This is a genomic window from Pyxidicoccus sp. M15 (assembly GCF_056858435.1).
On sequence record NZ_CM166495.1, the window covers coordinates 2,964,024 to 2,976,385 of the forward strand.

Below are 12,362 nucleotides of genomic sequence, written 5' to 3' on the forward strand. Positions count from 1 at the left end.
TGTTGCGTTTGGTGCGTTGAGTCGGGTTGGCGCTAGATGGAGGGGGGCGCCTCTGCCCCGGCGAAGCCCGCTTCGCCTTCCATGTCGCTGCTGTACCTGCCCTGGGCCGCCGCGCTGTCGCACCGGGCGCGGTGCTGGAACGCCTGCTGGCCGGCAGGCACGTTCTCCCGCCGGCCCTGCCAGGCCGCGAGCGCCTCGTCCTGCAGCGCGCGTCCGTAGGAGAAGGTCAGCTTCCAGGGCTTCGGACCGTCCAGCCCATTGATGGCGTTGAGGTGCTCGGTGGCCAGGACGGAATCCTGTCCACCGGACAGGAAGACGATGCCGGGAACCGCGGGCGGCACATGGCGCGTCAGCGTGCGCAACGTCGCCTCCGCCACCTGCTTCACCGTGGCCTGCCGGGCGAAGCCCTGGCCCGCGGTGATCATGTTCGGCTTGAGCAACATCCCTTCCAGGGACACCTGCGCGTCGAAGAGCTCGTCGAAGACGGCGTGCAGCACGCGCCCCGTCACGTCCTCGCATCGCTCGAGCCCGTGCGCCCCCTCCATCAGGACCTCAGGCTCCACGATGGGCACCAGGCCCTGCTCCTGGCAGAGGGCGGCGTAGCGCGCGAGTGCGTGCGCATTCGCGTGGATGCACTTCAGGGTGGGCAGCCCGTCGCGGATGATGAAGACCGCGCGCCACTTGGCGAAGCGCGCCCCCAGCTCGCGGTACTCCTCGAACCGCTCGCGGAGCCCGTCGAGTCCTTCCGTGACGAACTCTCCAGGCGCGCCGGCCAGGGGGCGGACGCCGGCGTCCACCTTGATGCCGGGGATGATGCCGCGGCCGGCCAGCAGGTCCACCAGCGGGATGCCCGTCGAGCTGTCCTGCCGGATGGTCTCGTCCTGCAGGATGACACCACCGATGAACGAGGCGATGTCGGGCGTGCTGAAGAGCATCTCGCGGTAGTTGCGGCGGCTGTCCGATGTCGACTCGATTTCACGCGCGGTCAGGCGCTTCGTGATTGTGGAGACCGTTTCGTCCGCCGCCAGGATGCCCTTTCCGTCAGTAACGATTGCTCGCGCGGTTTCACCAAGCCCTGGCCTCGTCGGCATGTGTACCTCCCATTCACCGGAAGAGAACCTGGGAGCCTGCTGAAACACCGGCAACCAGCGGGAGGGCGGTTGGCAACGAGCCTGCTCCGGAGGAATGGGCAGGATGGTGTTGCCCAGGTTGCGATGCCATCTTGGCTCTGGACCCAGTCTTGACTGGCAACGCCCGGCGTGCGGTGGCAGCAGCGAACGGGCGGGTGCTGGAGACAGCCATGACCATCAAGTTGCTCATTGCGGACATCGACGGGACCATGGTGACACGGGACAAGGTCCTCACCGCGCGGACCTGCGAGGCAGTCGACCGGTTGCGTGCCAGCGGCGTCATGTTCACCGTCACCAGCGGGCGGCCGCCGCGGGGGATGGCAGGGCTGGTGGCGGCACTGAAGCTCACCGCCCCCCTGGCTGCCTTCAACGGCGGCGTATACGTCAAACCCGACCTCACGACGGTGCTGGAGCAGCGGACGATTCCTCCCGACATTGCCAGGCAGGCCGTCGACTACATGCTCCAGGCGGGGCTCGATGTCTGGGTATACCAGGGGGCCGACTGGTTCCTCCGCGACCCCGAGGCGTTCCGCGCGCCGCGCGAGCGGAACAACGTCGGGTTCGACCCGGTCGTCATCGCGGACCTGCACCGCGTGCTCGACGCTCCCATCAAGCTCGTCGGCGTGAGCGAGGACACGGCGCTGGTCGCGCGCTGCGAGGCCGAGCTCTCCATGCGATTGGGCACCGAAGCGTCGGCGGCACGTTCGACGCCCTACTATCTCGACGTCACGCATCCCGAAGCGAACAAGGGAATGGTCGTGCGGGAGGCCTCACGCCTGCTCCGGCTTCCGCTCGAGCAGATTGCCGCCATCGGGGACATGTCCAACGACCTGCCCATGCTGACCACCGCCGGCCTGGGCATCGCCATGGGCAATGCCAGTCCCGAGGTCCAACGGTTCGCGCGCCACGTCACGCGCACCAACGACGAGGACGGATTCGCCTACGCGGTCGACTCCTTCATCCTGGGCCAGCCGCCCCTCGTACGGACGCGGTTGGGGCTTCCGCCCCGCACGCGCGCCTGCCTCTTCGGTCTCGATGGCGTCCTCACCCAGACCTCCAGCTTCCACGCCCGGGCCTGGAAGCAGCTGTGTGACTACTACCTGCGGCGGCGTGCGCGAGCCTCGGGGCAGCCCTTCATCCCCTTCGACCTGGTGCGCGACTACAGCCGCTACTTCGACGGCAAGCCGCCCCTGGAGGACCTCCGCGCGTTTCTCGACTCGCGTGACATCGAGCTGCCGGAGAGCACGGTTCGCGCGCTGAACGACCGCAAGGCCGCGGTCCTGGTGGAACTGCTCCGGCAGGAGCGGGTAGAGACGTATGAGGGAGCGGTCCGCTACGTCCAGGCGGCGCGCGCGGCCGGCCTCCGGACCGCGGTCGTCTCCCCGAGCAGGCATTGCGACGAGATGCTCCGGTCGGCCGGCATCGAGGACCTCTTCGACGCGCGGCTCGACGCCACGCCGCCCCCCGAGCTCTACCTCGCGGCCGCCCGGGCCCTCGGCGTCGCTTCCGAGGAAGCGGTCGTCTTCGAGGACACGCCTGCCGGCGTCGCGGCTGCACGGGCGGCCCACTTCGCCTATGTCATCGGCATCGACCGCCTGGGCCGGCCCGCCGAGCTGCGCCGCTACGGCGCGGATGTCGTGGTGGCCGACCCGGCCGCCTTCCTCGAGCAGGACGCCACCCCGTACGTCGCGCTGGAGGAAGCGCACTGAGGACGCACCGCGTCCCGGCGCGGGCGGACGCTCAGAACCTGTCGGGGACGAAGTTCTTCCCCTCGAGCGAGGCGTCGTCGTCGTAGGCGCCACGCATGGAACGGCGGGGCAGCTTCACCTTGGGACGCTTCACCCGCTGGTGGGGAATCTTGTCCAGCAGGAATTGGATGCAGTTGAGCCGCGCCTTCTTCTTGTCGTCAGACCGCAGGATGTACCAGGGCGCATCCGGCGTGTCCGTCGCGGCCAGCATCTGGTCCCGCGCTTGGGAGTAGTCGTACCAGCGCGTCCAGGACTTGATGTCCATGGGGCTCAGCTTCCACTGCCGGAGGGGGTCGCCAATCCGCGCTTCGAACCTCCGCTGCTGCTCCTTCTTGCCAACCTCGAGCCAGAGCTTCAGCAGGATGATTCCGCTGTCGACCATGTACTTCTCGAAGACGGGACAGCCAATCAGGAAGCGCTCGTGCTCTTCGGGAGTACAGAACCCCATCACTGGTTCGACCCCGGCCCGGTTGTACCAACTGCGGTCGAAAATCACGATTTCGCCCGCTGCGGGAAAATGCGGCACGTAGCGCTGCAGGTACATCTGGGACTTCTCCCGGCTCGAGGGCGCCGGGAGTGCCACCACGCGAAACACCCGCGGGCTCACCCGCTCGGTGATGGCGCGAATCGTGCCGCCTTTTCCCGCGGCGTCGCGACCTTCGAAGACCACGACGACGCGCATTCCCTCCTGCTTGACCCAATCCTGGAGCACGCAGAGCCGGGCCTGGAGCTTGCGAAGCTCCTTTTCATAAGTCTTGCGCGTCAGGGGCGCCGCGTGAGTGACGTGTGCCATGACCTGATGGTGATGCGGCCCCGTGACGCGTGCAATGCGTGCCTTCGAGACCGCGCCAGGTCATCGGTGTACCTGACGCGAAACGCCCACCCTGTCCGAACGCAGACAGCGACGTCGCCCCCCGGTCGGTGTGAGTCCTTGGGAACGGACATCGAATCCTGCCCTACGGGGCCGTCGGACAACTCGTACTTCCGCGCGTTCCGCGACGTGCAAATCATCCCCACCTACCGAGGTGTCGCGAATGCGGGGGATGGACAGCACCATGCAGGGGAGGCATCCAGGGCTTGCACCCTTTGTCGGCGCACTACCGTTGCTCGGCATGCTCTCGGCGCTCTCCGGGTGCACGGTCGGTCCCAACTTCACGAAGCCGGAGGCCGCACTTCCCCAGGAGTGGCGCACCCAGGGCGACCCGCGACTGTCGACACAGGCCGCGGTCGACACCCAATGGTGGAAGTCGTTCGGAGACCCAACGCTTGACCGTCTCGTGGAGCTCTCCTACCGACAGAACCTGCCGCTGCAGATAGCAGGCCTGAGAATCGTGGAGGCGCGCGCCCAGTTGGGCATCGTCACCGGCCAGCAGTATCCGCAGGTCCAGGTGGCCACCGGCAGCGCGGCCGCGGTGGGACTCAGTGAGAACACGGCGAATCTGGCCAACTTCGGTGCAATCGACCGCGACTATCTGGATTACCAGCTGGGCTTCGACGCGGTCTGGGAATTGGATTTCTGGGGCAAGTACCGGCGGGGAGTGGAGGCGGGAACCGCCGGCCTGCTCGCGACCGTGGCGGACTACCAGTCCGCGCTCGTTTCGCTCAACGCGGAGGTGGCGCGCACCTACGTCGTGGTGCGGACGTTCGAGGTGCTCATCGAGCAGGCCCGGGAGAACGTCAGGATTCAGGAGGAGGGTTACCGCATCGCCGACGCTCGCTTCCGCAATGGTGCCACCTCGGAGCTCGACGTGACGCAGGCGGCGACCCTGCTGGAGAGCACCCGGGCCACCATTCCCCAGCTGGAGAGCGGGCTGGAGCAGGCTCGCAACGCCCTGAGCACGCTCCTGGGCCAGCCCGTGGGGGACGTGGAGGCGCTGCTGGCGGGACCCAAGCAGATTCCGATGGCGCCCGCGGCGGTGGCGGTCGGCATGCCGGCTGAGATACTGCGGCGGCGCCCGGACGTCCGCAGCGCCGAGCTGATTGCCGCCGCGCAGTGTGCCCGTATCGGTATCGCCGAGTCGGAGCTCTACCCGAGCTTCTCCCTCTTCGGGTCCATCGGGCTCGAGGCGAGCACCGCCGGCGCCGCCTCCGGCAATCTCTTCTCCATCGGCAGCCTGGTCTATTCCTTTGGCCCCCGGATTGTCTGGCCCTTCCTGAACTACGGCCGTCTGAAGAACGGGGTGCGTGTCGAAGACGCGCGGTTCCAGCAATTGCTCGTCAACTATCGCAACACGGTGCTCAAGGCCGCCCAGGAGGTGTCGGACGCGGTGGTGGGCTTCGTCAATGCCCAGAAGGCCATGGCGTTCGAGCAGGCCGCCGTGAAGTCCGCGCAGCGGTCGGTGGAGCTCGCCGTGGTGCAGTACCGCGAAGGCGCCGTGGATTTTCAGCGCGTACTGGAAGCGCAACGCTCGCTCCTGGAGCAGCAGAACAACCTGGCCCGGACGAGCTCTTCCATCGCGACGAGTCTGGTCGCCCTGTACAAGGCGCTGGGCGGGGGCTGGGAGGTCCGTCAGGGCCAGCCCGTCGTGCCGGAGCCCATGCAACGCGAGATGGAGAAGCGGACCGACTGGGGCGACATGGTGTCCGAGCCCCGGTCGCAGGAAACCAAGCAGAGCTCGCCCTCGGGAAAGGAATAGAGGATTCGTCATGCCCAAGAGCCCGAAAGGGAAGATCAAGTGGGTCATTGGGTTGATCGCTGTCGCGGTCGCCGTGTTCATTGGCTTCCGGTACTGGAAGGGGAAGCAATCCGCGTTGCCAGAGGGAATCATCTCGGGCAACGGTCGCATCGAGGCGAAGCTGGTGGATGTCGCCGCCAAGGAACCCCTGCGGGTGAGAAAAATCCTTGTCAACGAAGGCGACCTCGTCAAACCAGGCCAGGTGATGGTGCAGCTGGACACCACCACGCTGGAGGCGAGCCTGGCGGAAGCCAACGCGAACGTCGCGGCCACGCAGGAGCGGCTGGCGGCGGCCGAGGCCTCCATCGTCAAGCAGAAGAGTGAAATCTCGCTCGCCAACATCGAGGTCGAGCGCGCCAGGAAGCTGGTGGCGCAGGGCGCCGGCTCGCAGCGGGACCTGGACGTTCGAACGAGCCAGCTCGCGACCACGAGGGCCAGCCTGGCGGAGGCGGAAGCCATGCTGGAGACCTCCAAGGGGCAGGTCGAGGTCGCGCGAGCCAATGCGGCGACGATTCAAACGCGCATCGCCGACGCGACGCTCAAGTCTCCCGTGACGGGAAGGGTCCTCTACCGTCTCGCGGAGCCCGGCGAGGTGCTCTCGCCCGGCGGGCCGGCGCTGACGCTGGTGAACCTGGAAGACGTCTACATGGAGATATTCCTTCCGGCCAGCGAGGCCGCCCGCCTGAAGATTGGCTCCGAAGCGCGCCTCACCGTCGACTTCGAGCCTGAGCGCTCCATCCCCGGGTATGTCTCCTTCGTGTCCCCGGAGGCGCAGTTCACTCCCAAGCAGGTGGAGACGAAGAGCGAGCGGGAGAAGCTGATGTTCCGGGTGAAGCTCCAGGTCCCCAAGGAGCTGGCCAGCCGCTACGTCGAGCGCATCAAGACAGGCATCCGCGGCGTCGGCTACGTCAAGGTGGACCCCAACGCCGCCTGGCCCGTCCGGCTGCAGAACATCATCACGGCTGAAGCCGGACCTCTGTAGCCCGGTGCCCCGGGAGGGCTCAGCCATGGTCTCATCCGCGTCTCCAGCATCGACGGGCGGCTCCGTCATCAGGCCCGTGGTCTCCATCCAGAATGTGACCCACCGCTACGGCAGCGTCGTCGCGCTCGACGGCTTCTCGCTCGACATTCCCAGCGGCATCATGGTGGGCATCGTGGGGCCTGACGGCGTCGGCAAGTCGACGCTGATGGCCCTGGTCGCCGGCTCCAAGAAGATGCAGGAAGGGCGGGTGACCGTCCTGGACGGGGATATCGCAGACGCGCGGCACCGGCGTGCGGTGGGCCCACGCGTCGCATACATGCCGCAGGGGCTGGGCAAGAACCTCTACCTGGAGCTCAGCGTCTACGACAACGTCGACTTCATGGCCCGGCTCTTCGGGCTGTCACCCCAGGAGCGCAAGACCCGCGTCCCGGAGCTGCTCGCGGCCACGGGGCTCGGCAAGTTCGCGGAGCGCCCCGCCGGCAAGCTGTCGGGCGGAATGAAGCAGAAGGTGGGGCTCTGCGGCGCGCTGGTGCACGACCCGGACCTGCTCATCCTCGACGAGCCCACCACCGGCGTCGACCCGCTCTCCCGGCGGCAGTTCTGGACGCTCATCGACGACATTCGCGCGGGGCGTCCGGGGATGAGCGTCATGATCTCCACGGCCTACATGGACGAAGCCCAGCAGTGGGACTGGATTGTCGCCATGGACGCGGGGCGCGTGCTGGCGACGGGGTCTCCCGCGGAGCTGATGGCGCGCACGGGGACGCAGGACCTGGAGCGGTGCTTCATCGCGCTGCTCCCCGAGGAGAAGCGCAGCGGCCACAAGGAAATCACCATTCCCCCCCGTGCACCGGGCAAGGCGGAGCTGGCCATCGAGGCCCACGGACTGACCGCCCGCTTCGGCACCTTCACCGCCGTCGACCACGTCACCTTGTCGATTGAGCGCGGAGAGATATTCGGCTTCCTGGGCTCCAACGGCTGCGGCAAGTCCACGACCATGAAGATGCTGACCGGCCTGCTGCCCCCCTCGGAAGGGACAGCGAAGCTCTTCGGCAGCTCCGTCGAGGCTGGCAGCATGGAGGTGCGCAAGAACCTGGGTTACATGACGCAGGCGTTCTCGCTCTACGGCGAGCTGAGCGTCCATCAGAACCTGGTCCTGCATGCCCGGCTCTACCATCTGCCGCCAGACCAGGCGAAGGTGCGCATCGACGAGCTGGTCGAGCGCTTCGGACTGGGCGCGCATCTGGATGCGCTGGCCGAGTCGCTGCCGATGGGGTTGCGCCAGCGGCTCTCGCTGGCCGTCGCCGTGCTGCATGGGCCGCAGATCCTCATCCTCGACGAGCCCACGTCGGGAGTCGACCCGGTCGCCCGGGACAGCTTCTGGGAGCTGCTCATCGACCTGTCGCGCAATCAGGGCGTCACCATCTTCGTGACGACGCACTTCATGAACGAGGGGATGCGCTGCGACCGCATCTCCCTCATGAACGCGGGAAGGGTGCTGGCGGCGGATGCTCCCCAGAAGCTGATCGAGGCACGGAACGCCGACAGCCTGGAGACCGCCTTCATCGCCTACATGGAAGACGCCATTGCCGAGGCGGCTCGCGCCGAGGGCAAGCAGGCCCCCCCTACCGCCCCGGCGCCCGCGGTCGCAGCGCCCGTCGTTCCGCCCCCCTCCAAGGCCGAGCGACCGGAGCGGGCGGGCCTCCGGCTGCGGGTCGGCCGGATGCTGGCATACACCCACAATGAGACCATCCAGATCCTCCGCGACAAGGTCCGTCTGGCCTTTGCCTTCGTCGGCTCGGCGATGCTGATGCTCGTCTTCGGCTTCGGAATCACGACCGACGTCGAACACATCCGCTATGCCACGCTGGACCTCGACCAGTCGCCCGAGAGCCGCGCGTACCTCGAGCAGTTCAGCGCGGCGAGCCGCTATTTCGCCCCGACTCCGCCGGCCCAATCCGCGGACGACGCGCTTGGCCGGCTCCAATCAGACGATGTCTCGGTGGTGCTGGAGATTCCGCCCCGCTTCGGCCTGGATTTCCGCCGGGGCTCCGGACCCGAGGTGCTGGCGCAGGTGGATGGCGCCATGACCTTCCGTGGCGACACCGTCGCGCAATATGTCCAGGGCGTCCACAACCGGTTGCTGCAGGACCCCGCGAGCGGCTTCGAGTCGGCGAGCGCCATGAAGTACACGGCCAACATCGAAGAGCGCTACCTGTACAATCCGACGTTCGAGAGCGTCTATTCCATCGTGCCGAGCGTCCCGGCGCTGCTGCTGCTGCTGATACCCGCGATTCTCATGACGGTCAGCATCGTGCGCGAGAAGGAGCTGGGGTCGATCATCAACTTCTACGTCACGCCCACCGGGCGGCTGGAGTACCTGCTCGGAAAGCAGCTGCCGTACGTCGCCATCGGCATGATCAACTTCTTCATCCTGACCGCCCTGTCGCTGGTGGTCTTCGGAGTTCCCATCAAGGGCAGCTTCCTGACGTTGATTCTCTGCACGCTGTTCTACGTCGTGGCGACGACGGGCCTCGGGATGGTGACCTCGACCTTTACCGGCAGCCAGGTCGCGGCCGTCTTCGTCACGGCCATCCTGACCATCACCCCGACCATCCAGTTCTCCGGCTTGTTGCAGCCTGTCTCCACGCTGCAAGGGGGCGCCGGTGTCATCGGCAGCATCTGGCCGGCCACCTATTACATGCACGCCAGTCTGGGCGCGTTCACGAAGGGACTGGATGCGAGCCTCATCATGCGGGATGTCGCCTTCCTCGCCGTGTGCATCCCCTTCCTCCTGGCGGTCAGTGTCATTGGCCTGAAGAAGCAGGAGAAATAGGGGTGAACTCGCTGCTGAACATTCTGTGGCTCGGGCTCAAGGAGCTTCGCAGCCTGCTGAGCGACGTGGTGATGGTCGTATTCGTCATCTATGCGTTCACCCTGGCAATCTATGTCCAGGCCACGGGGACCTCGAGCGAGGTGAACAACGCCTCGATTGCCTTCGTCGACGAGGACGGGTCCGCGTTGTCCAAGGAATTGCTCAACGCCTTCTATCCGCCCCGGTTCATGCTGCCTGAGATCATCTCCCCCGATGCGGTCCAGGAGGACATGGACAGGGGCCGGTTCATGTTCGTCGTCGTGATTCCGCCCCGCTTCGAGCACGACCTTCGCGCGGGACGCAACCCGGACATCCAGGTGAACATCGACGCGACCGCCATGCAGCAGGCGGGCATTGGCTCCGGCTACATCAAGAACATCGTCCACGACCGGATTGCGTCCTTTCTGGAGCGCACGGAGGAGACGGGGCCGAAGCCCGTCAACCTGGTCATTCGCAAGCTCTTCAACCCCAACGGGGTGTCGTCCTGGTTCAAGAGCGTGGTGGCCATCATCAATCAGATAACCCTGCTCACGGTCGTCCTGACGGGCGCCGCGGTCATCCGCGAGCGCGAACACGGGACGCTGGAGCACCTGCTCGTGATGCCGCTGACCTCGTTCGAAATCGCGATGGCGAAGGTCTGGGCCAACAGCCTCGTGATTCTCGTCGCGACCGGGGCTTCGCTCTTCCTGGTCGTGGACATGGTGCTGGAGGTGCCGTTCGCCGGCTCGGTGGTGCTGTGGTTCGTCGGCGTCGTGCTCTACCTGTTCTTCGCCACGGCGCTCGGCATCTTCCTGGGGACGATTTCACGCTCGATGGCGCAGTTCGCGCTGCTGATCATCCTCGTGATTCTCGTGCTGATGCTGCTTTCGGGCGGGAGCACACCCGTCGAGAGCCAGCCGAAGTGGCTGCAGTACGTCACGTACCTCCTGCCTTCCCGGCACTTCGTCAGCTTCTCGCAGATCATCATCTACCGCGGCGGTGGACTGTCAGCCGTCTGGCGCCAGTTCCTGATGGTGAGCGCGGTGGGCGTGGGGTTCTTCGTCTACAGCCTGGCGCTCTTCCGGAAGTCCATCGCGGCGAGCAAGTAGGGCCTGCTCGAAGCCCGAGCGCCTCCGTGCGGATGGCTGGGGCCGGACCGTCACATCCGTCAGCGCCTCCCTCTCTCCTGGGTGACAGGTCCCGCGTCGTATCGCGGGGCCACACTCAGAGAAGTGCTCGGGGGAGTCCAAGATGGCTGGCGACGCCAGAATCACCAATACGAGTCTGAAGTTCGCGGGTCTCAGCTACTTCCGTGCGAATTCGCCGAGCGTGCTGATTGGCTCGTTCGGCGACAAGAAGGCGCCGCTGACGAAGCAGAACTACATCGAGGTGCTCGGCCGCATCCCGGCGGCCCGGCTGAAGGTGCGCCGGGCCACCACGGCGAGGATTGACTTCACCGGCACCAGCTCGGTCGACCTCGCCGTGGACGTGGCGGTGCCCGTCTCGGGCGCGGACACGGGAATGGGCACGGACCCGGGAATGGGGACGGGGACGGGGACGGGGACGGACACAGGCACGGTCACGCTCTCGCCGTCCGTGGCCTACGAGCAACTGCGCCACGACCAGCTCTGCCTCGTGAAGCTGGACGTCTACCCGAGCGACATCATCAAGGCGGCCAACGACTCGCCAGCCGTGCTCGCCCACCTCAAGGAGTGCGGCGACAGCGGCCGTCTGGTGCATCAAATCTTCATGATCCTGAAGGCGAAGACGGCCAAGGCCTTCAGCTCCAGCGCTTCGCTGGCGCTGTCGGCGACCAACGGCGAGGTGATGGTCACCGCGCAAGGAAGCCAGGGCTCCACGGGTGACCTGACGCTCAGGCTCTCGTACGGCACGACCTTCGCCTACCTCCTGCTCAAGCTGAAGTGGGACGCGAACCAGAAGAAGAACTGGAAGCGCATCACAGGCTCGGAAGATGACCAGCAGAGCCTGGACTGACGTCGGCGTGGAAGGCTCGTCGAGTTCCGCGCTTCGGTACGTACCCCCTGGGTCCGCGGTGTCATCGACGCGTCAGCCGAGCAAGGTCCGCACCACCTCTTCCGCGAGCCGCGTGCCACGTCCACGGCGCATCAGCAGCCGGTAGGTCACCGGCGGCAGGCCGCGCACGGCAAGGCGTGCGAGGTCCGGGGTGGCCACCACGTCGTTGATGACGCCCACCCCCACGCCCAGGGCCGCGAGCCGGCAGACCGCCTCCCAGCCGGTCACCTCCGCGGCGACCTCGAGGGCGCGTCCACGCGCCGCGGCGGCATCCTCCAGGGTGGCGCGCAGGGCGCGGCCGAGCGGGGGCACCAGGAGCCGGTGCTCGAGCAGTGCCCCCACCTCCACCTCTCGCCCCGCCCGCGCCAGCGGGTGTTGCCGGGCGGCCACGGCCAGCAGCGCGGCGGTGACGAGTGGCTGCGAGCGCAGGCCCGGAGGACTGGAAGCAGGCCCGGCCACCACCGCCAGGTGCGCCGAGCCACGCTCCACCGCGGCGACCGCGGCGGGACCATCCACCACGAGGAAGGAGAGCACGCCGGTCCGCTCGCGCAGGAGCGGGGCGATGCGCTCGGCCACCACGTGCACCAGCGCTCCTTCTCCACAGGCGAGCACCACCCGCTCCTCCGCGTGTCCCTGACGCAGCTCCACGCGCAGGGTGCGCTCCCGCTCGAGCACGTCACGCGCCCAGGCGAGCACGCGCGCTCCCTCCGGCGTGAGCTGGAGGCGCCGGCCCCGGCGCTCATAGAGGTCGGTCTCCAGCGCCCGCGCCACCCCTTGCAGCCGTGCATGCACCGCCGGCTGGGACAGCCCGATGGCGCGCCCCGCGAGCGTCAGATTGCAGCCAGCCTCCGCGAACGCCACCAGGGCGCGAAGTCCATCCGTGTCCATGAGTGGAACTATCCGCCTTTTCGATAGCTGGAGAGAAGTCCCGATTCGTGC

9 protein-coding genes are annotated in these 12,362 nt (G+C 67.2%); 6 read left to right on the plus strand and 3 right to left on the minus strand.

Features of this window, described 5'->3' with window-relative positions; translation table 11 throughout:
• Positions 1-32: 32 nt before the first annotated feature.
• Positions 33-1,091: a class I fructose-bisphosphate aldolase gene (locus ACX9TP_RS12015; protein WP_482979848.1), complete on the minus strand. Its 1,059-nt coding sequence runs from the start codon at positions 1,089-1,091 to the stop codon at positions 33-35.
• A gap of 209 nt (positions 1,092-1,300) precedes the next feature.
• Between ACX9TP_RS12015 and ACX9TP_RS12020 the strand changes: the two genes are divergently transcribed.
• On the plus strand, positions 1,301-2,839 hold the full coding sequence (locus ACX9TP_RS12020; RefSeq protein ID WP_482979849.1) for a Cof-type HAD-IIB family hydrolase: 1,539 nt from the start codon (positions 1,301-1,303) through the stop codon (positions 2,837-2,839).
• Between the two features lie 31 nt (positions 2,840-2,870).
• Here the strand turns inward: ACX9TP_RS12020 and ppk2 are convergent, their stop codons facing one another.
• Complete coding sequence (ppk2, locus tag ACX9TP_RS12025) at positions 2,871-3,671, minus strand: polyphosphate kinase 2 (protein WP_482979850.1); 801 nt, start codon at positions 3,669-3,671, stop codon at positions 2,871-2,873.
• 250 nt (positions 3,672-3,921) lie between these two features.
• On the opposite strand from ppk2, the gene ACX9TP_RS12030 reads away from it, so the two are divergent.
• The 5 genes from ACX9TP_RS12030 to ACX9TP_RS12050 all read left to right on the plus strand — a co-directional run bounded on the left by ACX9TP_RS12030 (position 3,922) and on the right by ACX9TP_RS12050 (position 11,384).
• Positions 3,922-5,514, plus strand: a complete 1,593-nt coding sequence (locus ACX9TP_RS12030) for an efflux transporter outer membrane subunit (RefSeq protein WP_482979851.1) — start codon at positions 3,922-3,924, stop codon at positions 5,512-5,514.
• Between the two features lie 10 nt (positions 5,515-5,524).
• Positions 5,525-6,535: an HlyD family secretion protein gene (locus ACX9TP_RS12035; RefSeq protein ID WP_482979852.1), complete on the plus strand. Its 1,011-nt coding sequence runs from the start codon at positions 5,525-5,527 to the stop codon at positions 6,533-6,535.
• Between the two features lie 25 nt (positions 6,536-6,560).
• On the plus strand, positions 6,561-9,371 hold the full coding sequence (rbbA, locus tag ACX9TP_RS12040; RefSeq protein ID WP_482979853.1) for a ribosome-associated ATPase/putative transporter RbbA: 2,811 nt from the start codon (positions 6,561-6,563) through the stop codon (positions 9,369-9,371).
• 2 nt (positions 9,372-9,373) lie between these two features.
• Positions 9,374-10,498, plus strand: coding sequence for an ABC transporter permease (locus tag ACX9TP_RS12045; protein ID WP_482979854.1), 1,125 nt, complete (start codon positions 9,374-9,376; stop codon positions 10,496-10,498).
• 142 nt (positions 10,499-10,640) lie between these two features.
• Positions 10,641-11,384 carry a hypothetical protein gene (locus tag ACX9TP_RS12050; protein WP_482979855.1) on the plus strand — a complete coding sequence of 248 codons (744 nt, stop codon included), beginning with the start codon at positions 10,641-10,643 and terminating at the stop codon, positions 11,382-11,384.
• A gap of 72 nt (positions 11,385-11,456) precedes the next feature.
• On the opposite strand, the gene ACX9TP_RS12055 is transcribed toward ACX9TP_RS12050, so the two are convergent.
• A complete protein-coding gene (locus ACX9TP_RS12055; protein WP_482979856.1) occupies positions 11,457-12,311 on the minus strand; it encodes a LysR family transcriptional regulator in 855 nt (284 codons plus the stop codon).
• Between the last annotated feature and the right edge of the window lie 51 nt (positions 12,312-12,362).

Coding starts and splice junctions, on each gene's coding strand:
- ACX9TP_RS12015 (WP_482979848.1), bottom strand. CDS start 1,091: ATGCCGACGAGGCCAGGGCTTGGTGAAACCGCGCGAGCAATCGTTACT.
- ACX9TP_RS12020 (WP_482979849.1), top strand. CDS start 1,301: ATGACCATCAAGTTGCTCATTGCGGACATCGACGGGACCATGGTGACA.
- ppk2 (WP_482979850.1), bottom strand. CDS start 3,671: ATGGCACACGTCACTCACGCGGCGCCCCTGACGCGCAAGACTTATGAA.
- ACX9TP_RS12030 (WP_482979851.1), top strand. CDS start 3,922: ATGGACAGCACCATGCAGGGGAGGCATCCAGGGCTTGCACCCTTTGTC.
- ACX9TP_RS12035 (WP_482979852.1), top strand. CDS start 5,525: ATGCCCAAGAGCCCGAAAGGGAAGATCAAGTGGGTCATTGGGTTGATC.
- rbbA (WP_482979853.1), top strand. CDS start 6,561: ATGGTCTCATCCGCGTCTCCAGCATCGACGGGCGGCTCCGTCATCAGG.
- ACX9TP_RS12050 (WP_482979855.1), top strand. CDS start 10,641: ATGGCTGGCGACGCCAGAATCACCAATACGAGTCTGAAGTTCGCGGGT.
- ACX9TP_RS12055 (WP_482979856.1), bottom strand. CDS start 12,311: ATGGACACGGATGGACTTCGCGCCCTGGTGGCGTTCGCGGAGGCTGGC.